Origin of the sequence: Salimicrobium flavidum (assembly GCF_900156645.1) — a bacterium.
Lineage (GTDB): Bacteria > Bacillota > Bacilli > Bacillales > Halobacillaceae > Salimicrobium > Salimicrobium flavidum.
Map to the genome: position 1 here is coordinate 109741 of NZ_FTOC01000004.1, position 20611 is coordinate 130351.

General features: G+C 45.1%; 27 protein-coding genes and 1 pseudogene. 11 read left to right on the forward strand and 17 right to left on the reverse strand.

The window, feature by feature from the left end; all coding sequences use genetic code 11:
* Position 1: 1 nt before the first annotated feature.
* From BW944_RS07475 to BW944_RS07525, 12 genes are all read right to left on the reverse strand, one after another.
* Positions 2-1348 (reverse strand): acetyl-CoA carboxylase biotin carboxylase subunit, encoded by a 1347-nt coding sequence (locus BW944_RS07475; RefSeq protein WP_076558327.1) that lies wholly within the window; start codon positions 1346-1348, stop codon positions 2-4.
* Positions 1349-1367: 19 nt separating this feature from the next.
* Entirely contained in the window at positions 1368-3002 is a 1635-nt protein-coding gene (locus BW944_RS07480; RefSeq protein WP_200806502.1) for an AMP-binding protein, read from the reverse strand.
* Positions 3003-3024: 22 nt separating this feature from the next.
* Positions 3025-4167, reverse strand: a complete 1143-nt coding sequence (locus tag BW944_RS07485; protein ID WP_076558329.1) for an acyl-CoA dehydrogenase — start codon at positions 4165-4167, stop codon at positions 3025-3027.
* Positions 4168-4268: 101 nt separating this feature from the next.
* Positions 4269-4856 (reverse strand): TetR/AcrR family transcriptional regulator, encoded by a 588-nt coding sequence (locus BW944_RS07490; RefSeq protein ID WP_076558330.1) that lies wholly within the window; start codon positions 4854-4856, stop codon positions 4269-4271.
* Between the two features lie 237 nt (positions 4857-5093).
* Positions 5094-5810, reverse strand: coding sequence for an alpha/beta fold hydrolase (locus tag BW944_RS07495; protein WP_076558332.1), 717 nt, complete (start codon positions 5808-5810; stop codon positions 5094-5096).
* 189 nt (positions 5811-5999) lie between these two features.
* On the reverse strand, positions 6000-6335 hold the full coding sequence (locus BW944_RS07500; RefSeq protein WP_143525681.1) for a hypothetical protein: 336 nt from the start codon (positions 6333-6335) through the stop codon (positions 6000-6002).
* A 141-nt stretch (positions 6336-6476) separates the two neighbouring features.
* A complete protein-coding gene (locus tag BW944_RS07505; RefSeq protein ID WP_076558335.1) occupies positions 6477-6698 on the reverse strand; it encodes a hypothetical protein in 222 nt (73 codons plus the stop codon).
* Positions 6699-7274: 576 nt separating this feature from the next.
* The gene (locus tag BW944_RS15015; protein ID WP_159438196.1) at positions 7275-7433 is read right to left on the reverse strand and encodes a hypothetical protein; all 159 of its coding nucleotides are present in this window, start codon (positions 7431-7433) and stop codon (positions 7275-7277) included.
* Positions 7434-7435: 2 nt separating this feature from the next.
* Positions 7436-8467: an LpqB family beta-propeller domain-containing protein gene (locus BW944_RS07510; protein WP_076558337.1), complete on the reverse strand. Its 1032-nt coding sequence runs from the start codon at positions 8465-8467 to the stop codon at positions 7436-7438.
* A gap of 12 nt (positions 8468-8479) precedes the next feature.
* Positions 8480-9052 (reverse strand): hypothetical protein, encoded by a 573-nt coding sequence (locus BW944_RS07515; protein ID WP_143525683.1) that lies wholly within the window; start codon positions 9050-9052, stop codon positions 8480-8482.
* Between the two features lie 57 nt (positions 9053-9109).
* The gene (locus BW944_RS07520) at positions 9110-9337 is read right to left on the reverse strand and encodes a permease prefix domain 1-containing protein (RefSeq protein ID WP_076558340.1); all 228 of its coding nucleotides are present in this window, start codon (positions 9335-9337) and stop codon (positions 9110-9112) included.
* Positions 9334-9657, reverse strand: coding sequence for a PadR family transcriptional regulator (locus BW944_RS07525; protein WP_076558342.1), 324 nt, complete (start codon positions 9655-9657; stop codon positions 9334-9336). Before BW944_RS07525 ends, BW944_RS07520 begins: the two co-directional genes overlap by 4 nt.
* A gap of 162 nt (positions 9658-9819) precedes the next feature.
* Between BW944_RS07525 and BW944_RS14865 the strand changes: the two genes are divergently transcribed.
* Entirely contained in the window at positions 9820-10176 is a 357-nt protein-coding gene (locus BW944_RS14865) for a hypothetical protein (RefSeq protein WP_143525684.1), read from the forward strand.
* 47 nt (positions 10177-10223) lie between these two features.
* Here BW944_RS14865 and BW944_RS14870 read toward each other — a convergent pair whose 3' ends face one another.
* The 4 genes from BW944_RS14870 to BW944_RS07545 form a co-directional block, all read right to left on the reverse strand.
* Positions 10224-11123 carry a coiled-coil domain-containing protein gene (locus BW944_RS14870; RefSeq protein ID WP_143525685.1) on the reverse strand — a complete coding sequence of 300 codons (900 nt, stop codon included), beginning with the start codon at positions 11121-11123 and terminating at the stop codon, positions 10224-10226.
* Between the two features lie 206 nt (positions 11124-11329).
* Positions 11330-11590, reverse strand: a complete 261-nt coding sequence (locus BW944_RS07535) for a hypothetical protein (RefSeq protein ID WP_076558344.1) — start codon at positions 11588-11590, stop codon at positions 11330-11332.
* A 22-nt stretch (positions 11591-11612) separates the two neighbouring features.
* Positions 11613-12113 carry a GNAT family N-acetyltransferase gene (locus tag BW944_RS07540; protein WP_234983141.1) on the reverse strand — a complete coding sequence of 167 codons (501 nt, stop codon included), beginning with the start codon at positions 12111-12113 and terminating at the stop codon, positions 11613-11615.
* A gap of 126 nt (positions 12114-12239) precedes the next feature.
* A complete protein-coding gene (locus BW944_RS07545; RefSeq protein ID WP_076558348.1) occupies positions 12240-12419 on the reverse strand; it encodes a hypothetical protein in 180 nt (59 codons plus the stop codon).
* A 170-nt stretch (positions 12420-12589) separates the two neighbouring features.
* Here BW944_RS07545 and BW944_RS07550 point away from each other — a divergent pair, with 170 nt between their 5' ends.
* From BW944_RS07550 to BW944_RS15255, 9 genes and pseudogenes are all read left to right on the forward strand, one after another.
* The gene (locus tag BW944_RS07550; RefSeq protein ID WP_076558349.1) at positions 12590-13855 is read left to right on the forward strand and encodes a helix-turn-helix transcriptional regulator; all 1266 of its coding nucleotides are present in this window, start codon (positions 12590-12592) and stop codon (positions 13853-13855) included.
* Between the two features lie 221 nt (positions 13856-14076).
* Positions 14077-14298: a hypothetical protein gene (locus BW944_RS07555; protein WP_076558351.1), complete on the forward strand. Its 222-nt coding sequence runs from the start codon at positions 14077-14079 to the stop codon at positions 14296-14298.
* A 114-nt stretch (positions 14299-14412) separates the two neighbouring features.
* Positions 14413-14892: a hypothetical protein gene (locus BW944_RS14875; protein WP_143525686.1), complete on the forward strand. Its 480-nt coding sequence runs from the start codon at positions 14413-14415 to the stop codon at positions 14890-14892.
* A 65-nt stretch (positions 14893-14957) separates the two neighbouring features.
* On the forward strand, positions 14958-16013 hold the full coding sequence (locus tag BW944_RS14880; RefSeq protein ID WP_143525687.1) for a hypothetical protein: 1056 nt from the start codon (positions 14958-14960) through the stop codon (positions 16011-16013).
* The gene (locus BW944_RS14885) at positions 16007-16276 is read left to right on the forward strand and encodes a hypothetical protein (protein WP_143525688.1); all 270 of its coding nucleotides are present in this window, start codon (positions 16007-16009) and stop codon (positions 16274-16276) included. Before BW944_RS14880 ends, BW944_RS14885 begins: the two co-directional genes overlap by 7 nt.
* A gap of 167 nt (positions 16277-16443) precedes the next feature.
* The gene (locus BW944_RS07565; RefSeq protein WP_076558352.1) at positions 16444-17082 is read left to right on the forward strand and encodes a hypothetical protein; all 639 of its coding nucleotides are present in this window, start codon (positions 16444-16446) and stop codon (positions 17080-17082) included.
* A gap of 140 nt (positions 17083-17222) precedes the next feature.
* Entirely contained in the window at positions 17223-17489 is a 267-nt protein-coding gene (locus BW944_RS07570; RefSeq protein ID WP_268794101.1) for a HEAT repeat domain-containing protein, read from the forward strand.
* Positions 17490-17731: 242 nt separating this feature from the next.
* A pseudogene (locus tag BW944_RS15250) lies at positions 17732-18562 on the forward strand (glycosyltransferase family 2 protein).
* Between the two features lie 23 nt (positions 18563-18585).
* On the forward strand, positions 18586-18915 hold the full coding sequence (locus BW944_RS15255) for a hypothetical protein (RefSeq protein WP_234983143.1): 330 nt from the start codon (positions 18586-18588) through the stop codon (positions 18913-18915).
* A 61-nt stretch (positions 18916-18976) separates the two neighbouring features.
* Here BW944_RS15255 and BW944_RS07580 read toward each other — a convergent pair whose 3' ends face one another.
* Positions 18977-19327 (reverse strand): hypothetical protein, encoded by a 351-nt coding sequence (locus BW944_RS07580; RefSeq protein WP_076558355.1) that lies wholly within the window; start codon positions 19325-19327, stop codon positions 18977-18979.
* 157 nt (positions 19328-19484) lie between these two features.
* Here BW944_RS07580 and BW944_RS07585 point away from each other — a divergent pair, with 157 nt between their 5' ends.
* On the forward strand, positions 19485-20327 hold the full coding sequence (locus tag BW944_RS07585) for an aldo/keto reductase (RefSeq protein ID WP_076558357.1): 843 nt from the start codon (positions 19485-19487) through the stop codon (positions 20325-20327).
* Positions 20328-20611 lie beyond the last annotated feature (284 nt).

Here is a 20611-nt window from a genome sequence, read left to right on the forward strand (position 1 = left end):
TTCAACGTCCTCCTTTATAGTATTTTTCTACAAATGATGTTTTCGTTTCTCCGTCTTTGAACTTTTCATGGCTCACAACCTTCTCAAGCATCGGAATGTTCGTTTTGATGCCTTCAATGTGGAAGGATTCTAATGCTTCCTTCATTCTTTCGATAGCCTCATTCCGATCTTTCCCGGTGGTTATAAGCTTTGCTATCATCGGATCATAAAACGGGGTGACTTCCGAAGTGCCATGTACTGCTGATTCCAGTCGTATACCTTCTCCTTCCGGAAATCGGGCCTCCGTTATTTTGCCGGGAGAAGGGAAGAAGTTGTCCGGATCTTCAGCATAAATACGTACTTCAATCGCGTGACCGTTGATTTCAAGTTCTTCCTGAGTCAGTTCCAGTCGTTCTCCACTCGCTACCCGCAGCTGCTGTTCCACGAGGTCCACACCGGTGATTTCTTCTGTGACCGGGTGTTCGACTTGAAGTCGGGTATTCATTTCAAGGAAATAGAAGTTTTCGTCGTCGTCTACGAGAAATTCGATCGTACCGGCGTTCTCATAACCGAGAGCCCGAACCGCTTTCAGTGCGGCTTCCCCCATTTTCTGGCGAGTCTTTTCCGTCAATACAGGGGAAGGGGCTTCCTCGACCACTTTTTGATGGCGCCGTTGAATCGAACATTCCCGTTCGAATAAATGAACAGCATTACCGTGAGCGTCAGCTAGCACCTGGATTTCGATATGCCTCGGTTCTTCGATCACTTTTTCGAGAAACATCGTTCCATTCCCGAAAAAGGAAGCAGCTCTCTTCTGATTTCCTTCGAATGCTTTCTCAAGCTCCTCAGGGGAATAGACCGCCTGCATACCGATCCCCCCGCCACCGGCTGAGGCTTTCAACATGACCGGATACCCGAAGTCTTCTGCAATCCGCTTCGCTTCTTCTGCATCTGCGACGGCTTCTTCCGTACCAGGAATCACCGGAACCCCCGCTGCTGTCATCTCTTTTCGTGCGGCGATTTTGTCCCCCATCATTCCCATAACGTCCGAAGTCGGCCCTATGAACACGAACCCTGCTTCCTTCGTCTTCAATGCGAATTCCGGATTTTCACTCATCAGACCGTATCCCGGATGCACCGCTTCTGCTCCACTCTCTTTTGCGATTTCGAGTATCTTTTCCATATTCAAATACGATTCTTTCACCGGCGGCTTACCGATAAGATAAGCCTCATCCGCTTCCTCGACGAACAGACCATTGCTGTCCGCTTCCGAATAGACAGCGACCGTACGGACGCCGAGCCGCTTACAGCTGCGGATGATCCGCGAAGCGATTTCGCCACGATTGGCGATCAGAATTTTCTCAAACATCACTAATCCCATCCTTTTTTCAGTCTCCGACTATCTCAATTGCCGCTTCCCTCAGTTTGAATTTTTGTATTTTGCCGCTGGCGGTCATCGGGTATTCTTCCGTGAAAGAGATATGGGCAGGGATTTTATGTTTGGAAATCGCTCCTTCACAAAAGCCCCGGATATCCTCCTCTGTCGCATCCGCTCCCTCTTTCGGGATGACCCAGGCCATGATCTTTTCCCCGTATGTGGCATCAGGGATGCCGATGACCTGCACGTCTAACACAGCCGGATGCTGATACAGAAACTCTTCGATCTCTCTCGGGTAAATATTCTCTCCGCCACGGATGATCATGTCTTTCATACGCCCGGTAATTTCTACATACCCCTCTTCATCCATGATGGCGATATCTCCTGTGTGGAGCCATCCCTCCGGATCGATCGCCGTCTCGGTCGCTTCCGCATTTTTATAATACCCTTCCATCACCAGATACCCCCGGGTACAAAGTTCTCCGGGCATACCGTATTCCGCTTCTTCTCCTGTTGATGGGTCGATCACTTTCACTTCCACATTCGGGTGGGCCCGGCCCACACTCCTCACGCGGATATCGACCGGATCATCCGGCCGCGTCTGCGTAATGACCGGGGAAGATTCGGTCTGTCCATAGGCGATAGTCACTTCCTCTGCTCCCATGTCCTTGATGACGCTCTTCATGACTTCCATCGGGCATGTCGAGCCTGCCATGATACCTGTACGAAGCGTCGTCGGTTTCAAGGATTCGAAGTCCGGGTGATTCAACTCGGCGATGAACATCGTCGGTACCCCGTGCAGGGCGGTGCACGATTCATCTTTCACCGCCTGCAACACCAGTTTCGGATCGAACTGCTCAAGCACGACCATCGTCGCTCCTTTTGCCACAGTAGCGATGGTTCCCATCACACATCCGAAACAGTGGAAAAGAGGGACCGGGACACATAATCGATCTTCGCTCGTCATATTCATACAATCCGCCACTTGATTTGCGTTGTTCACAATGTTGTAGTGACTGAGCATGACCCCTTTCGGAAAACCGGTCGTCCCTGAGGTGTACTGCATGTTGATAACGTCTTTATAGGAGAGAGTGTGCTCCCGTTCTTCGAGCTCTTCATCCGTCACAGCTTTCCCTTTGTCGATGACGTCTTGCCACGTGTAACAACCCGGATATTCCCCTTCACCAAGCACCACGACATTTCTTAACGCAGGAAGTCGCTCGCTTTTCAGCCCGCCTTTTTCCGAATGTTCCAGTTCCGGGCAAATCTCCTTCAGAACCTCGAGATAGGAAGTTCCTTTGAAGGACTCCGCCATAATGAGCGTTTCCGTATCAGATTGACGGAGAAGATACTCCAGTTCTTTCGCCCTATAGCTCGTATTGACCGTAACCAGCACTCCGCCCATCTTTCCGGAAGCGAATTGAGCCGCCAGCCACTCCGGCTTGTTGTCGGACCATACTGCGAAATGATCCCCTTTACGGGTGCCTAGCGCCATCAGCCCTTTCGCTACATCATCCGTCCATTCATCAAGGTCTCGATATGTGCCGCGAAGACCGCGCTCCGGGAACACAAACGCTTCCTTTTCCGGATGCGCTTCAGCTTTTTGCCTCAGCAATTCGCCCATCGTAACTTGTAACAACGACATCAGAATCCCTCCTTTCTTGTGTTTAACAACCGAGCTGGCGGGCGATGATCATACGCTGTATTTCAGAAGTCCCTTCGCCTATTTCAAGAAGTTTGGCGTCACGCAAGTATCTTTCCACTTCGTATTCCCTCATATAGCCGTAACCTCCGTGAATCTGGATGGCCTGATTGGCGGAACGGAACGCCGTCTCGGAAGCGAATAGCTTGGCGTAAGCCGATTCTTTCGTGAACGGTTTCCCTTGATCTTTCAGCCAGGCTGCTTTCATAACCATGTTTCGGGCTAATTCGACTTCCATAGCCATGTCCGCAAGTTTGAACTGGATCGCCTGGAACTTCGAAATCGACTGACCGAACTGCTGGCGTTCTTTCGAATAAGCGAGCGCGCGGTCGAGAGAAGCCTGTGCCACCCCGACAGCTAGCGCTGCAATCGAAATCCGTCCACCATCCAGCGTGTGAAGGAACTGGCCGAATCCCTTCTCCGGGTCGCCGAGAATATTCTCTTTCGGTACTTTCACATCCTCGAGCACGATCTCACATGTGTTCGATCCACGGACGCCCATCTTGTCATACGGACTGGTGATCTTCATGCCGGGAGTATCTTTGGGCACAATGAAAGCGGAAATGATGTTTTTCCCGTCATCCCTTTTTCCGGAAACAGCGGTTACAGTGATCGAGCGGGCATACTCGGCGTTGGTGATCCAGCATTTTTCGCCGTTCAGGATATAATGATCCCCTTCGAGAACTGCTTTCGTCTGCGTACCGCCGGCATCAGATCCCGCGTTCGGTTCTGTGAGACCGAAAGATCCAAGACTTTCTCCTTTAGCGAGAGGGATGAGAAATTCCTGTTTCTGCTCTTCCGTTCCGAAGTAATAAATCGGGCTGGCCCCGAGAGACACAGCAGCTGCGTAACTGAGACCAGTCGAACCGCAGACGCGCCCGATCTCCTCGACCGCTAAAGCATAAGTGATCGTATCGCCACCACTCCCCCCGTATTTCTCAGGAAACGGAATGCCAAGCATCCCGAGTTTCCCCATCTCCTTGAACAGATCGTCCGGAAAATCTGAATGCTTATCGATATCTACAGCTCTCGGAGCGATTTTTTCTTCAGCGAAATCTCGGACCATTTTCCTCGTCATTTCCTGTTCTTTCGTCAGTTCAAAATTCATTGATTTCCTCCTTTAATCTTGTAAGACCGACTGGTTGGTCGGTGAATGACGGACGACTTTGAAACCGCTTACTTTTTATCGTAAAAAAAATTCGTTTCTTGTTACGGGAGGCCCTGATGACCCGGAAGCAGAAAATGCAGGACAAGGTCTGTGAACACATCGGCGATTTGTTCGATCGTGTACTCTCCGTCCCGGCGGTACCATTTATTGATCCAGTTGACCATACCGAGAATCGCCATACCGGTAACTTCTGCAGGAAGTTCGTGGCGGAATTCTCTTTGTTCCTGCCCCTCCTTGACAACGGTGAAAATCTTTTCTTTAAACCGATCCCGTTTTCGGTTGATCTCTTCTTCATAGCTGGAATCGACGTAGTTACTTTCCTGATAAAATACTGTGATGTGGGATTGATACAAATCGAAAACGTGTACGAACGCCTGGATGATCGCCTGTATCTGATCGGTGGGTGAGTGGTGTGTGTTAGTGGCTACCTCGGCTTCTTTCAGGACATATGTAATAAAGGTGTCATGGATGACGAAAAGAAGCTCGTCTTTCGACTGGAAATAATGATAGAATCCACCTTTACTAGTTCCAGCCGCTTTTACGATCTGATTGACGCTGACGCGGTGGAAGCCATAGGTATCAAATAATTCGAGAGCTGTCTGAATGATGTCTTCACGCAAATTATGCATACATCAGCCCCTTCCTCCTGAATATACGTTCATCATATCATATGTTTGGAATTTTACAAATACTGTTTCCGTTTTCTTTCACTCTCTTATCATCGTTCCGTTTCTCCGCAATTCTTTTCCATAAGTATCATGTGTTACTTTAATCTTTCGTCACTAATGGAGCCCTGATGAACGATATCAAAATTATAAGGTAATGGATGCATTTCACTCAACTCGACTAATTCTATAATCCACATACTAGTCTTCCCGGTTTCTGTGAAGAAAATTTTCCAGCATTTCATTATATATCGTATACTGTTGTTCATGAATCAAATGTATACCAAAAGGAATAACCCCAACATGCACATTATCATGTAATTGCTGATACTTCGATGCGGTCATCACTTCATTTTTATTACCTTCTCCTACTATGATAAGAATCGGTGTCTCGATTTCCTTTAAATCAGCAGTATATTCAAATGGATACCAGTTCTCATTTGCACCCATGTGTATAAACTGTCTCCAGTCCGAGTTATGTAGTTCATCCAGTTCTGCACTCAGTTCCTCGTTATCCAGAAGCTGTCGCTGCATGGCGACATCCGCTTCGTGAAGTTCTTTCCAGTTTTCCGGTTTATCTGCAGTCACCCCTGATAACGTCAGACTTAAAAGAGAAGCTGAGTATCTTTTTGCATAAATGATAGCTACTATGGCTCCCAATGAACACCCCACCAAATGAAAGTGATCGATTTCCAAATGATCCATCGTTTCTTTCAAATCTTCTGCTGTATCCACGAAATAATTGCTTAATTCATCACTTTCAGAATTACCGTGCCCGCGCAAGTCCGGAGCGATTGTTCTCATGTCCTTGTTCAGCATTTCTTTCTGATGCACGAAGTCCGTTTTTCCTGTCTGTAATCCACTATGGAGAAAAACAACCGTTTCGCCTTTTCCCTGAATTTCCGCATGCAGAATCATTACAACTCACCTTCCCTGACATTCACGAATTGGGACAATATAAAAAACTTTCTTGAATTCCTATTCATTTCTCGTTATTCTCTCCCCATTTGAATCCGGATCTCCCCATATAGTATAGAAATGCTGCTGACGAAAGAACGGACAGCACTGCGATGGCGAATCCCATTTCTCTTCCTCCTCTTAGTGCAATTATTTTTCCAAAACCAGATAATCTTTAGCTTTCATGACAGGAATCTCCATTTGGTTTGCATACTTTTCTAATTCCCTGTAAGTTTCCTCGGATTCAAAATGAAGAACCCTCCAGTTAATTCCTTTCTTCAATTGGATCACCACCATTTTTCCCATCCACCCGGTACGTTTGAACTTTATTTTCTTGATATTTTCAGGTGAAACTGTGCTTCGGTAGACCTTCAACTTTCCTATAAACACTACGTAAGATAAGCGGCTACCTTCAATCTTCAGACGGAAACTTAGCAGTAAGCCAAAAAGTAAAAAGGTGGCGACACAAAGGTAAACGATCATCACATTTATGTAACTGCTACGGATGGCGCTTAAAACGCTCAACAACAGAAAGAAAACAAGGATGTTTCTTTCCGATTTCGCCGAAAATTCCATCGGATCACCTCTTTCAGGTTTCCTGTATATTTAATCAAAAATTATGAAAACTCATACTAGCATGAATCCTAGGGAAAATCCTACGACTCCTCCAATAATTCCAGCTGATATCAACATTTTTCCATGTCTGGCTGAGTCATAATCTCTGCGCAATACCACACCTATGCAAATCGCGACTGGCCCTAAAAATACCGGAATAACTCCAAGCGCGAATATAGCGGATAACCAACCTATTGTCAGAAGGATTTTTCTTCCATTTTTTGTTTCTTCCATGGTTTACCCCCTCAAATCAAAAACTCACTTTCCTTCCCTTTACGAACACGACCTTTCCTCCGTTTCACATATTTTTCAAACTCCATTGACCTGTATCTTCTCTGCAGGAAAATGCAGGACAAAACAGTTTTGGCGAATCTGCAATAAGTATAACTTGAGAAAGTGTTATGTTGTGAGGAATGTATGATTATTCGCTATAAGATTCTTGAATATTTTCGGTTTTCTTCCATTTATTTCGTATAAGGGGTTGAGGTATCTTTCGGGATTGTATTTCTGATCTCTCTTGCACTTGCAAGGATGAGGTATTTACGGCCAGCCTGATTTCCATATTGTCCCTTACCATTTTTGAGTACTTTTTTCACCAGTCGCTAGCAAGTAGTATCTAGAACGAGAAGAAAGATGCGTAAAGTGAACTCTTCCCCTGATTTCAGTACAAAAGTTTCCAAACGAATTTAACCTTATGATCAGAAAAACGACGAAAGTTAATAACCCGATCAGGTAGATCCTCCTTTTCCGTAGAGTTTTTACATATTACAAGAAAAGGAATAATCCATACCCAATAAACTCTTCACTACCTCAGGATTTCCACCTTTTTACTATCGATGCCAGCCATACAAACACAACCACTGCTGCAGCATCCAGCAGGCGAAAATCCTCATAGACGAAAAGAGAATAGACGACCGATACGGTGAAGATAGCTGAAAGCACGGCCAGCATATAAAATACCAGCTTCAACCTTATCCCTCCTCCGTTATATCTATTTCTATTTTATCTCGGCCATTCCCTTCCAAATCGACCGTCCAGTATTCATATTCTTCCGTTTTCCCTGCGAAGTTCTGATCGACTGTCACAAGCATCCTCTCTCCGTCTGGAAAATAGACAGGTTCCGTGGTCATTTCATAGAATTCCGTCACCTGTCTCACGTCCGTACCGTCTATGTTCATAGAAAAGATCTCATATTCGTACGTTCCATCTGTCGTCCGCGTTACGTCCGAGAAGGCAAACCGGTTTCCTTCAGAAGAAATCGCCGGTGCTCCATATGAAGGTCCTTCCATCGCCACTGATTCATAAGAGGCCTCCGCTGTTATAGTTTCCCTTTCGTTCGTATTTCTATTATAGATCTGGATTCTATCACCTTTTCCATATTCATAATAGGAAAGAAGCAAGCGCTCTCCTTCAGGAAACACCTCAATAGAAGAAAGAGATGTCAGCTCCATGTCAGTGAGCTTCCTCTTCTCATCTGATGCAAGATCGATTTCGTAAACATCGTAGTTCTTCGCAAAAAATCCATCACCCTGCGGTTGTTCGTCGTATTCTGCTCCTTCTGTACCATAGAGCGTATCGCCCGATGGTGCGAATACAGCTTTTGAAATATAAGCATCTGAACTCTGTACGGGATAGTTCTTTTCCCTTTCGAGGTCGTACATCATCAGTTGACTATAGGGGATCCCCTCTCTCCGCCACGTTTTTAAATAAGCGATTTTACTTCCATCCGGAGAAAAAACGGGGTCAGTCACTTCCTTTCCCTCTTTTGCCTGGATCAGTTTTTCCGCTTCTCCTCCTGCTGCCTCCACCGTATATAGTGACGACATTCCTTCATTATAATGAACAAACGCCAGTTGCTTTCCATCTGATGACAGTGCCGGCGCCCTTGCAAGCCCGTTTTTTCCTTCAGGTCCCTCCGCAAAATAAGCTCCCGCTCCATACAACAGACCGAACAAAACAACAATTCCTGTGAGAAAAAAGATATTTTTCCTTTTCGTTTTCATCATCCTTCCCCCTTACATTACGTACATGACTAAAAATGGTCCTCCCACGACCGCCAAAAGAAAAACCAGTCCACCGACCATCGCAGAAACAGGACTTACCCTGATCCATCTCATCTGCCAGCGGAAAAAGATCAGCCAGGCGACAATCGCTCCTGCCGGTATGAGAAGGATACTGGAGACTCCTCCGAACACCATAAAAGCGAAAGAAAAAAACAAAGCGGCACCTGCGATCATCACTCCGAACAGGACGTTTACCGTGTAGCTGACTTTTCTTGCAAAACGCTCGCGTTCAGAGATATCTGTGACATCGGAGGATAAATAGGAGTTACGCACGATAAAAATGAGTGCAGCAACAATCAGCAGGATACTGAAAATACTGAAGATGACGAAACCGGTAGTATAAACTACAATCGTTATGTTGAATCCATTCCAGATAGCGGAGACCATTACTATTACATTTAAAAGCCAGTAGCGCCTTCCCATCCATGCGATATTAATACCAGCCAAAACAACCGAACTACCTGTGAGGAACTGAATCAATAGCCAGAATAGGTATTCCTCACCACTTGAAAACACCACGAACAAATAAAACAATACTCCATAGAGAATCGTTGCTCCGCCTATGGCATAAAGCAGCCGACGTTAAAAGGGATACATACTTTCCTGCATGCCTTTCCCGATCAAGTCCGGGTCCCCGAAATCAGCCAAAGAATGCCGTTCTGCTTGTTTATCCGAATTCCCCTGGTTTTTATAATAAGTGTAGGACTCCTCAAGATGGGAGAGAAGTTCCTCGCGAATCTCTCCCCGTTCTTCCTCCGGGCTCTGCATGTGATCAAGAATACGTTCCACATGTTTCTCCAGGTTCTTCATGATAAATCCTCCGACGTTTTGATGATTAAATCATTGACACTCTTCCAGTCTTCCAGTTTTTTATCTAGCACCTCTTTACCATCAGTCGTAATCCGGTAATACTTCCGGCGACCACTAGCAGTTTCCGACCAGTAAGAAGAAAGCCACCCTTTCTTCTCCAGACGTTTCAACGCAGGATACAGCGTCCCTTCGCTCATATTGTAGAGTGCTTCACTCTGCTGTTTCAGATCCTGTACGATTTCATACCCATACCGGTCGCGACGACTGATCAGGTTCAACATCAATATGTCGATACTTCCTTTCATGATTTCCCTGTCCATCTGTGAACTCCTCCTGTTGTTTTAGAATAGAACGCTTTGGATGCCTTCATTCAAATCACTGGTAACTTTTGTTACATTGTATAACGATGCACCTTGTATTACAAGGGTTGATTCCACATAAAAACTTGTCATCTATTGAGCCGGAACATGACTACCTAATTTATGAAGGAAGTTGAAAACGTTACAGAAGGAGCTGTCAGTACAGGCGCTGCCTCTCTTTGTACGATCATTAAAAAGCGCATAGACGCTGAATTGATCCAACCTGTCACCAGTATCGATGGTAGGACGATTTTCTTATTGGAATATAAATTAAATAAAGAGGACCAAAACTTTAGAATCCTTGAGATCAACTATCGTAAAGGGCCTGTGGAAGAATACTTTTCTTACATTAGAGATTCTGCTGAAAAACGTCCCCAGTCAGTCGAATTATATCCACCTATTCATTGTAACTTCAGGAACCAAATCCTTGGACACGGCTATCACCACACAAGTCGACAAAACAAACGGTACACCTGGTGAAATTAAAAACCCCCACCGCAGAGGCTTCTCTGCGGTAGGAGTTCAAATCATTCTCTATTTTTATTCTTAAGCATATATACGTCTTTCTCGACGTCGTTCACTTTTTTCAACACAAAATCGTATTCGTTCAACCGGGTTTCGTTCGTCTGTTCGAACTGCTTCCCTACACCTTCGAGTTTCGCCTCTACCCCGTCAAATCGCTCATGCATTTCAGATTTCAAAGAGTGATGGCCCTCTTTCAAGGTATCCATGCTGGTTTGTAAAGAGTGATGCCCCTCTTTTAAGGAACCCATGCCGGTTTGTAAAGAGTTGTGACCCTCCTCCAAGGAACCCATGCTGGTCTGTAAAGAGTTGTGACCCTCTTCCAGGGAACCCATGCTGGTCTGTAAAGAGTTGTGACCCTCTTCCAAGGAACTCATGCTGGTCTGTAAAGAGTTGTGACCCTCTTCCAAGGAACCCATGCTGGTCTGTAAAGAATGATGACCCTCTTTTAAAGAATCCATGCTGGTCTGTAAAGAGTTGTGACCCTCTTCCAAGGAACTCATGCTAGTCTGCAAAGAGTTGTGACCCTCTTCCAAGGAACCCATGCTAGTCTGCAAAGAGTTGTGACCCTCTTCCAAGGAACCCATGCTAGTCTGCAAAGAATGATGACCCTCTTTCAAGGAACCCATGCTAGTCTGCAAAGAATGATGACCCTCTTTCAAGGAACCTATGCTAGTCTGCAAAGAACGTGTCCTTTCATTTAAGGAAGCAAATCCTTCATGCAGTGTACGATTGTCCTCTCGCAGTGATTCGAACCCTTCATGCACCATGCGATTATCTTCTTTCAGTGAAGCGATCTCGTTTCTGAATAATTGATTGTCGTCCTTCAATGAATGAACGTCTTCTTTCAACTCTTCAAAGTCAGTACTCATTTTCTTTAGATAATTCAAAATCTGTTCTTCCATCTTCTTCTCCCCTTTACCTGAAAATCATTCTGCACTAAAGACATAAACGAATAAAGATCTTCTTCACCTGCCTGACACAGAAACATGTGCCTACGACCTGATGTGCAGAACATGGGGGACAGGTCGAGATTTACATCATCATTATACCATATCATTTTTGCTCTGAAAGAAAATAGACACCTGCTGCGGGCGTTTGTTCCCATTGATTACACTTCTTTTATCACTTCCATATATTTCGTGAAATATGCGCCTGCTACAAGGAGACTCATCATAACTAACCACATCCAGAGCCCCTTCGCGTCCAACCAGATAGCAATCAATTGTACCACAGCGACTGAGTAAAAACAGATAGGCGTCAGAAGCGTTTTGAAACCAGTGATGCCATGTCTTTTTCTTCTATGTATCAGAAATGGAACAGAAACAAGCAACAGGATGAGCGTAAGTACAGAAATGAAAAGTTCGGACATTTTCTCTCCCTCTCTCCTATATTTAAAGTCTTCGTTTATATCGGAGCGACACATAGCCCTCTCCGCCTTCGTTCGAATAAGTTGGCCGCTCTTCCACATATTCAAATCCGCGTGCTTCATAGAAAGGAATACCTTTATAATTCCCTTTCTGGACAGACACCCATTGTTCTGAAGCTCCCTTCCTTTGTTGCACGGACGTCAGTTCCTCCAGTAACTTCGATCCTATCCCTTCCCCGCGTCTTGAGGGATCAAGATAAAGGACATACACTTCACTGCTCGTCTTTCCTGTCATGCCGCCTCCGATAGCTCCGACAACTTCATCATTTTCGACAGCTACGTAATAACCGTCCCACCCTTGCTGTTCGAATAATTCCTGCCGTATCCGTTCGTAATTATAAAAAGTCCGGTTGTTCCGTTCGATATTTTCCTGACTACGAAGATTTTTATATGTATCCAAACAACCTTCCCGGCAAACTTTCGAAATACCTTCGACATGCTTATCTTCCGCTCTTTTCACAAACATTACCGCTTCTCCTTTCATATCATCATTTCCTCTAGAGTAGTATCAATCAACAAAACCCGTATATCACCGACTTCGGTCTCACCTCAGCAAACTTTAAATCCCCCATTCTCTTTCGAAAACACTCTGTTAAAGCCGGTTGTTGATGTTAGAAGGAAGGGTGGAGATGCCTGCGGGAGAACATAGACGGAAAATTACCGGAATCGAATGAAGGGAAATTCCGGTAGCCCACGTCATGCCCGCAGCAAGCTTCCATCCGTAGGGATGAAAATCAACAATAAACCATAACAGACCCTTCGATAAAAACATTCCGACCTCCATCAAGGTTTATCTTGTGTCTTTTTGTAACAAAGAACCCCTTCTTTTTTCCTAATAGTTTCTATGATATCATCACTTTAACCACAGGTGGAAATATCAACTGTCTATAACGTCAGCTGAATGAAATTACAGTTGCACAGTAGCGGAAGGAGAATAGGGATATGGGTCAGGGGAAAATACTGAAGAACCTTCGTAAAAAGAAAAATTTGAGCCAGGAAGAGGTAGCCAGATCCATTGTATCTACCTCCTACCTTTCACGTATCGAAAACGGTAAAATTGAAGCGAACGAAGAGACCCTCTCCCTGCTTTATCAAAGGGTAGGAGTCGATTATTCAGAGCAAAAAGATGAAACTTCCACGATTCAAAGTCTTCTCCTCGAGTGGGAGTCTCCCCTTCTTGAAAACGATAAAGAGAAAACTCGGGATATTTATCACTCATTACTCGATTATATAACGGAAATGACCCCTTTCCCTCTACAACTCGAATTCCATATCAAACGTATCCGGCATTTTCTGACGAATCCTGATTTGGATAAAGCCCGCGAGTCCGTAAATTTCTCCGAACAGTTCTCGGACCACCTGGATACTCGTCTACGTTTTCTATTCCATAAACATATCGGTAATTACCACTGGTCTGCCTCAAATCCGGACTACGCAGAGTATCACTTCAACCAGGCGCTGCGGGAATATTCCGGGATAAACTTTCACGAACTCGAGAAGGCCGATCTGCATTTTCTTCACTCACTCGTTCTATACACTCTTAGGAAAGAATCACTATGTTTTTATAATGCGGAAGAGGCACTGAGAATTTTCCAGTCTCACTACCGACCGAAACAGTGTATGAAGGTTCATATCCAGCTCGGCATCTGTCACAGTAGAATCGGTGATTTCCCGACGTGCCTTTTCCATTATGAAAAAGCGAAAGCACTGGCTGAATTTCTGGACTTACCGTCATTCCTCGGAATTATCGAGCATAATTTCGCTAATATGTATGTCCGGATGCAAAACTATGAGCAGGCCGTCGCCCATCTCACCGAAGCGATGAATCATAAAGACAACAGTACGGAGAGTTTCGCTTATTCGCTAGTACTTCTTCTGGAAGTAAGGTATGAACAAAAGGATACGTCTTCCTGTATAGAACTGTTGGATACCTTCGATTATTTACTGAAGGATCTCTCCGACAGACTTACACCGATACAGGAAATGAAGTTTTTCCGTCATTTTCTCACTACCGGGAAAGATGAATGGGAGAGGTTTCTTGAGAAAGAGTTCTTCCCTCGTCTTGAAGCCAGCAAGGAGTCCCGGAAAATCATGAAATATGCGAAAACAACTGCCGCTTATTATGAAAAAACCGGTTTTTACAAAAAATCTGCGCACTATTACCGACTGGCGTTAGAGAATAGTGAAGAAGTGCTCGGGTATAGATAATGAACCTTCCGGACAAGTGCAGCAGGAGGTGAAAAGAAGACCCACAATCAATTTACTAAGCAAGGACTCCCCTTATCGGCTCTCTAAGGCCCCTGACCATTCAAAATTCTATGCAAGATATCGGATTTTTCGATAAATTTCGTTCATTATAATAGCTACTTCTCTTTTTCCATGAGGTAATTATGTTATTATTCTTACTTCCAAAAGGAGAAATGAGCCTAATGAAGAAATGGTGGATCGGCGGTATCTTTGTTCTTTTATTGCTTCTTCCCTTCATTTTATGGAAACTATCATACGGGGAGACGCTGCAAACACTGATCAGTGATGAGAGCGTTTCAGATGAATCGACCCGTGAACATAAAGGAGTGATGCGTAACATGGACAAAGAGAGCCCTGCACGTGTCGCGGACGGAGAATTTGAAATCTACAAAGATGGGGAATAGACCAGCACTCTGATCAAAGGAGTGAATATGCGAATGGCTAAGCCCGGAACGTTTACTGGTGAAGCAGCCATCACTCAAGATGAATAATCGCGCTGGTTCCGGCAAATCAGTGAAATGAATGCGAATGCGCTCCGAGTATATACACGACATCCACCTGAGTTCTACAATGCGCTGAAAAAACATAATGAAAAGGCTGAAGACCCTCTTTATATATTCCATGGTGTATGGGCAGAAGAAGAACCGCTCACTGAAACACTGGATAGCTTCAACGAAGAAAGTACGAGCAAGTTCCGTAGTGAGATTCAGAGCCTGATAGATGTCGTCCATGGCAACGCGGATATCGAGGAAGAACCCGGTCACGCCAGCGGCGCATATACAGCTGATGTTTCGGAGTATGTAGCGGGTTGGATCATAGGGGTGGAATGGTACCCCGAAATGGTGAAAGGTAAAAACGATAAACATGAAGGTATCGGAAAGTACGACGGGGACTATGTGTTTACAGAAAATGCTTCACCTTTTGAACATTGGCTCACTTCCATGATGGACTTCACTATTCGTTATGAAATGAAAATTATAATACGCAACGGCCGATAAGCTTTACGAACTGGGTCACTACCGACTTTCTCGACCATCCCTCAGAGCCCATTCCTGAGGAAGATATGGCAAGGGTGGATCCGAACGTAATTAAGACGAAAGAAAGCTTCACCAGTGGCATGTTCGCTTCCTACCACGTGTATCCCTATTATCCCGACTTTCTTAATTACGATGAGGAGTATCTGGAGTATACGGATCATCGAGGAGAAAAGAATAGTTATGCCGGCTATTTGAACGACCTCATTTCCCAGCACGACATGCCGGTACTCGTTGCCGAGTTCGGGGTACCCGGTTCCCGGGGGATGACCCACGAGAATCCGTTCGGGCTCGACCAGGGTCACCACTCGGAACAGGAACAGGGAGAAATCAACAGCAGATTATTCGAAGATATCGTGGCTGAAGGAGCGATGGGAGGACTCGTGTTCACATGGCAGGACGAATGGTTCAAACGTACGTGGAACACGATGGACCTGGATAACCCGGACCGACGTCCCTTCTGGTCCAACGCCCAGACGAACGAGCAGCAGTTCGGCCTTCTTTCCTTTGACAGCTTAAAAAGAAAAATCGACGGGAAGGGAACCCCCTGGAAAGACAAAGAACTGGCACGGAAAAGAAACGATGCTCTTCGTTCTTTTGCAGTCGACCATGACGAGGGATATCTATATCTCAGAATAGAAACGTCCGGGGACTTCTCCTTCAAGGGAAATAGCCTGAACCTCGGCATAGATACGATCCAGGACCAGGGAATCACAAGCTCAGGCGAAGCTACTTTCGACCGGGGCATTGATTTCCTTCTTGAAATACAGGGGAAAGACGAGGCGACTTTGAAAGTGGACAGTTACTACGACCCTTTCTACTATCAATATGGTGAAATCCTAGAAAGCATAGAGAATAAACCTTATGCAAAAGAAAAGGATAACGGGAGGTTGCACCCGATCCGTCTTGCTTTGAATAAAGAGCTCACCCTTCCGGAATCTGGAGAAGTGGTACCTTTCACTTCCTACGAAACAGGTATCTTAAAGCACGGAAATACCGACCCTGTGGCGGAAAGATATAACTCACTGACCGACTATTCCATCGATGGGAATATTGAGAAGTCAGAATCCCGTGGCTGTTGCTGAATATCAAAGACCCGAGTCAAAAAGAGCAGATGGCCGACCTCTGGAAGGATGGCCTTGAAGAGTCCCGGTCGTTTGAGGATTTCCGATTTGCAGCATTCATTCAAAATCAAGAAGGAACACTTACGGACGTTTTGCCCGACCAACCGGCCTCCTCGATCTCCGAATATATGAGCTATACATGGGAGAACTGGAACCTTCCTGAGAATGAGGAACGGTTGAAACAGTCTTACGATATTCTTCAAAAAACATTTTCTGAATACTAATAAATCTAACGCGGCAAAAGGGGTAATCGGGGTGCTACTAATTTCCAATAAACTCACCATCACTTCTCGTCCATGTGGTTTTCATCTGTTCCAACAACTTTAAGAGCCGACTTTTCTGTTCATAATAATGAACGAAAAAGTTTCTCCTCAGGAGGTTATCATTCACTATGGTCGAATTCGCCTTTTTGTTAATAATCTTACTGTTCGTGCTTCAGGGTGTTGTGCTTGTCTATCTTCTCACAGCAAAAAAACAGAGGCTGGATTCAGAAGAAGAAAAAGAAAGGTATTATCAAAACTGGTTCCCCTCCTTCTATGCCTATTTGCTATCAAACTCAGGAACAAAGCCAGAGGTCGATGCTCCAGCACGGATCTACGTACCGGTGATTGAAGGAATTTTGAACCACCTCATAGATCATGAATATGAAAGTATCGATAAAAAAAGGCTTCAAGCCGTAACTCACTTTTACCTCGTCCCTTCTTATCGTCTCTATTTGAAACACGGGAGCTGGTCCCAAAGAGTGAACACTCTCTATTTTATTGAAGAATTCAGCATTATTGAGCTGAAGAACGATGTTTGGATTCATTTCCATCACCTCACCGCTTCAGACGAAGAATACAGACAAGCATTACGAACACTTGCTTCATTCCATGATGAGAGGCTTATCCCGATTCTTCTTCAGAGCCACCAGCTCTCCCAAAGGATGATCAAGGAATTGCTTCGGAAAATCCCGATTTCTGTGATCCGTCAACTGATGGATGCAATGGAAAACAATAAGGAACGTCTCCCTCACCAGCTTCAGTTGTGAATCGTTTCTATAAGTGGAGAACTCGAAGCTCGAGAATTTCTCCCTTTCATTGAAAACGTCTCACTTTTCCAAATAGGGAAATTCGCCTGAAAGCTCTGCGCTCCATCTCTGAGATAGGAAGCTGCCTCGACCCTGAAAAGATTTCTGCTTTTTTCCAATCTACGAGCTGGGAAGAACGCATGCTTGCAGCTAAAGTGGTTGGGAGTCTTCAACTGGAGGATTATAGAAATGAACTGCAGTCCTTAGCCAGAGACAGAGAATGGCGGGTGCGCTACGCTGCCCTGGAAGCTTTGCGTCAATTACCGCAAGGGCCGCTTCTTCTCGAAGACGTAATCGAACATCACGAAGATAAATATGCGCGCGACATGGCGTCCCGGCTTCTATCTATGGAGGTGGTTCATTCATGAATCAGGATCAGGTATCTTTTATTATCGATGCAGTCGCTATTGTGGTCATCATTTACATGGTGTCAGTTGCCGTAGTTTACCTCACCCTTTTTCTGATTTCCGGACCGAAGATCAGAAAAGAACGAGGTCTTGAACGCGAGGAAGTCATCGAGGAAACGGCCATCAACAGGGATACATTCCCAGTCTCTGTACTCGTACCCGCTTATAACGAAGAAGTGGGGGTCGTTCAAACGGCAACCTCTATGTTGAACCTGAACTATCCAACATTCGAAGTCATCGTCATTGATGACGGTTCCAAAGACGAGACTGCTACACGTATGATTAAGGTTTTGACATGGAACCGATGAACCTGGCCACGAGAAGTCATTTCCAGACCCGTCCGGTTTTCGAAGGTTACCGTTCCAAAATACATCCTAATCTGTATTTGTTACGGAAAGAGAACGGGGGGAAAAGCCGATGCACTCAATTGCGGTATCAACTTCTCCAAATACCCTTATTTTGCAGCCATCGATGGTGACTCTCTCCTCGATCAAAATGCTCTATTGAAAACGATGAAACCGGTCATAGATTCAAATGGTCAGGTTACAGTTACGGGAGGAACGGTCCGTATCGCAAACGGCTCGGAGATCGTTCAAAGTGAAGTCAAAAAGATCGGTCTCCCTAAACAACCGGTGATTCTCCTGCAAATCGTCGAATATTTCCGCGCATTTCTCATAGGGCGACTCGGATTATCACACATGAACATGTTGCTGATCATCTCGGGAGCTTTCGGTGTATTCGAAAAGAACCGTGTAATCAAAGCAGGGGGATACAACACCGCTACAGTAGGAGAGGATATGGAGCTTGTTGTACGTATTCACCGCACCCTGAAGGATGAAAAATCGAAGCAGCGTATTGAATACATTCAGGACCCGGTCTGCTGGACGGAAGCTCCTTCCACTTTCTCTTCCCTTAGAGCACAGCGCCGACGGTGGCAAAGAGGACTCGCTGAAACGCTGTGGATTCATAGAAAAATGCTTTTCAACCCTAAATACAAAGGGATTGGGCTGTTCTCCCTTATTACCTCATGGTAGAACTGCTCAGTGCAGTAGTTGAATTGACAGGATATATCATCATCATCCTGGGAATTATCCTCTCGTTTGTCTCGATCGAAATTACGATGGTGATGGGAGTGGTGACGATTTTTTACGGCTCCCTTCTTTCTGCTCTGGCCGTACTGCTTGAAGAGTGGACATACCATAAATATCCGGATGTGAAAAGCATCCTGAAACTTTACCTCTGGGCTCTCACCGAAAGTTTCTGGTATCGTCCGCTACTCGTCTGGTGGAGATTCGAAGGCCTGTGGATGTTCCTGACCAGAAGGAAAAGCTCATGGGGTGATATGAATCGAAAAGGTGTCGCAGGAGTAGAGAGGCAACAATCATAGCTCCTCTTAAAAAATTACGCCTGAACGAAAGTGGTCAAACTTTCGTTCAGGCGTTTAATCATCAAATCAATTGACGTTCATATACGACTTCTTCTGTGACAAGATTTACAGCATCCACGCTCATGGTGAGAACTTCTCCGGTATCTTCATTTCTGGCTCCCCACAAACGGATGTCACTGTTCATATCGTCATCCTGATACGTGATTTTCACCGTTCTCACATCACCATCGCTCCGTTGTTTCAACTGGACAAGACATTCCTTGAAGAAAAGCGTTTCCTTCTGCTGGCTCAGTATGTAATCCTTCAGCACCTGTTCCAGCTCAGGAAAAGCTATACCATTGTTCTGCAGCCCTTCTGTCTCGAATTCTTTCACATCTTTAAAATGATGCAATAGTTTCGCTTCGTTTTCCATTATACCCCTCCTGAACTCATACTGATTGTCCTTTTCCCTTATTATTTAAAATGAAAACGGCTGAGTGGTTCATATTTTTCTTCAGTTATTCGATCATTCCTGTTTGTCATTCCCGTCAAAGAGGAATACAGGTTATATACATAAGGAGGAATCATTGATGAAAAATTCTATTCCTGAAGTGACATTACACGATGGGCTTAAACTGCCGGCTATCGGTTTCGGAACTTATCGTCTGAATGGAAACGATGGCGCGGTTTCTATTCAAAGCGCTATCGATATGGGCTATCGTCTTATCGATACTGCCTACAATTATGAAAATGAAGGAACCGTAGGGGAAGCTGTGCGTCGAAGCAGTATTCCAAGAGATGAGCTCCGCATCACATCAAAATTACCCGGTCGTTACCATGAGTACAATAGAGCAGTTCCCGCTATCCAGGAGTCTCTATATCGTTCCGGACTCGACTATTATGATCTGTACCTGATTCATTGGCCGAATCCGAAACAGGATAAATATCTGGAAGCTTGGCAGGCACTGATTGATGCAAAAAAATGGGGACTAATCCGCTCCATCGGCGTATGCAACTTTCTCCCTGAACATCTGGAGCGTCTTCAAAAGGAAACAGGAACCACTCCCGTTATCAACCAGATTGAATTACACCCTTTCTTCAATCAGGCAGATCAGATTGCCTACCATAAAGAGAATGGCATTCAGACCGAATCATGGAGCCCGCTTGCCAGAGTGACCAATATCCTCGGTAACGAAACGATACAATCGATTGCGGCGCGTCATGAAAAAAGTGTCTCACAAGTAATTTTGCGCTGGCATCATCAACTTGGCACACTTCCTATACCGAAATCCTCTTCTCCGGAAAGACAGAGAGAAAACATGGATATTTTCAACTTCTCTCTCGATGAAGCTGAAATGAGAATCATGAACGAGCTTCACAGAGAGGACGGCAGACTCAAAAATCAACACCCGGCCATATACGAAGAATATTAAGAAAAGGCTACCCTAAAAATAAATATTCAGGCGGACGCTTTCCACGGGCAACGCTTCAGCCTCCTCGTTTCCCTGCGGGGTCTTCAGCTGCTGCTATTCCCGTCGGAGTCGCCGCCTTTCTCTTTATCCACCCTATCAAACTCGAATACTAACAGATCCCGAAAATTTTCATGTATCATGGTGCAAATATCTTTGCATGAACCTCTCTGTTAAAACCTGGTGTGGATTTTAGAACGAAGGGTGGAGACTCCTGCGGGAAAAGTATGAACTTAAAAATCACCGGA

What these genes read in the sequence shown, in the direction of transcription:
- BW944_RS07485 (WP_076558329.1), bottom strand. Translation starts at nt 4,167, where the DNA reads ATGAATTTTGAACTGACGAAAGAACAGGAAATGACGAGGAAAATGGTC.
- BW944_RS07555 (WP_076558351.1), top strand. Translation starts at nt 14,077, where the DNA reads ATGAAGAAATGGTGGATCGGCGGTATCTTTGTTCTTTTATTGCTTCTT.
- BW944_RS14875 (WP_143525686.1), top strand. Translation starts at nt 14,413, where the DNA reads ATGAATGCGAATGCGCTCCGAGTATATACACGACATCCACCTGAGTTC.
- BW944_RS07510 (WP_076558337.1), bottom strand. Translation starts at nt 8,467, where the DNA reads ATGAAAACGAAAAGGAAAAATATCTTTTTTCTCACAGGAATTGTTGTT.
- BW944_RS14865 (WP_143525684.1), top strand. Translation starts at nt 9,820, where the DNA reads ATGAAGGAAGTTGAAAACGTTACAGAAGGAGCTGTCAGTACAGGCGCT.
- BW944_RS07580 (WP_076558355.1), bottom strand. Translation starts at nt 19,327, where the DNA reads ATGGAAAACGAAGCGAAACTATTGCATCATTTTAAAGATGTGAAAGAA.
- BW944_RS07520 (WP_076558340.1), bottom strand. Translation starts at nt 9,337, where the DNA reads ATGAAGAACCTGGAGAAACATGTGGAACGTATTCTTGATCACATGCAG.
- BW944_RS07505 (WP_076558335.1), bottom strand. Translation starts at nt 6,698, where the DNA reads ATGGAAGAAACAAAAAATGGAAGAAAAATCCTTCTGACAATAGGTTGG.
- BW944_RS07565 (WP_076558352.1), top strand. Translation starts at nt 16,444, where the DNA reads ATGGTCGAATTCGCCTTTTTGTTAATAATCTTACTGTTCGTGCTTCAG.
- BW944_RS07550 (WP_076558349.1), top strand. Translation starts at nt 12,590, where the DNA reads ATGGGTCAGGGGAAAATACTGAAGAACCTTCGTAAAAAGAAAAATTTG.
- BW944_RS07585 (WP_076558357.1), top strand. Translation starts at nt 19,485, where the DNA reads ATGAAAAATTCTATTCCTGAAGTGACATTACACGATGGGCTTAAACTG.
- BW944_RS07535 (WP_076558344.1), bottom strand. Translation starts at nt 11,590, where the DNA reads ATGTCCGAACTTTTCATTTCTGTACTTACGCTCATCCTGTTGCTTGTT.
- BW944_RS07540 (WP_234983141.1), bottom strand. Translation starts at nt 12,113, where the DNA reads ATGTTTGTGAAAAGAGCGGAAGATAAGCATGTCGAAGGTATTTCGAAA.
- BW944_RS07490 (WP_076558330.1), bottom strand. Translation starts at nt 4,856, where the DNA reads ATGCATAATTTGCGTGAAGACATCATTCAGACAGCTCTCGAATTATTT.
- BW944_RS07480 (WP_200806502.1), bottom strand. Translation starts at nt 3,002, where the DNA reads ATGTCGTTGTTACAAGTTACGATGGGCGAATTGCTGAGGCAAAAAGCT.
- BW944_RS07495 (WP_076558332.1), bottom strand. Translation starts at nt 5,810, where the DNA reads ATGATTCTGCATGCGGAAATTCAGGGAAAAGGCGAAACGGTTGTTTTT.
- BW944_RS14880 (WP_143525687.1), top strand. Translation starts at nt 14,958, where the DNA reads ATGGCAAGGGTGGATCCGAACGTAATTAAGACGAAAGAAAGCTTCACC.
- BW944_RS07545 (WP_076558348.1), bottom strand. Translation starts at nt 12,419, where the DNA reads ATGTTTTTATCGAAGGGTCTGTTATGGTTTATTGTTGATTTTCATCCC.
- BW944_RS07475 (WP_076558327.1), bottom strand. Translation starts at nt 1,348, where the DNA reads ATGTTTGAGAAAATTCTGATCGCCAATCGTGGCGAAATCGCTTCGCGG.
- BW944_RS07525 (WP_076558342.1), bottom strand. Translation starts at nt 9,657, where the DNA reads ATGGACAGGGAAATCATGAAAGGAAGTATCGACATATTGATGTTGAAC.
- BW944_RS14870 (WP_143525685.1), bottom strand. Translation starts at nt 11,123, where the DNA reads ATGGAAGAACAGATTTTGAATTATCTAAAGAAAATGAGTACTGACTTT.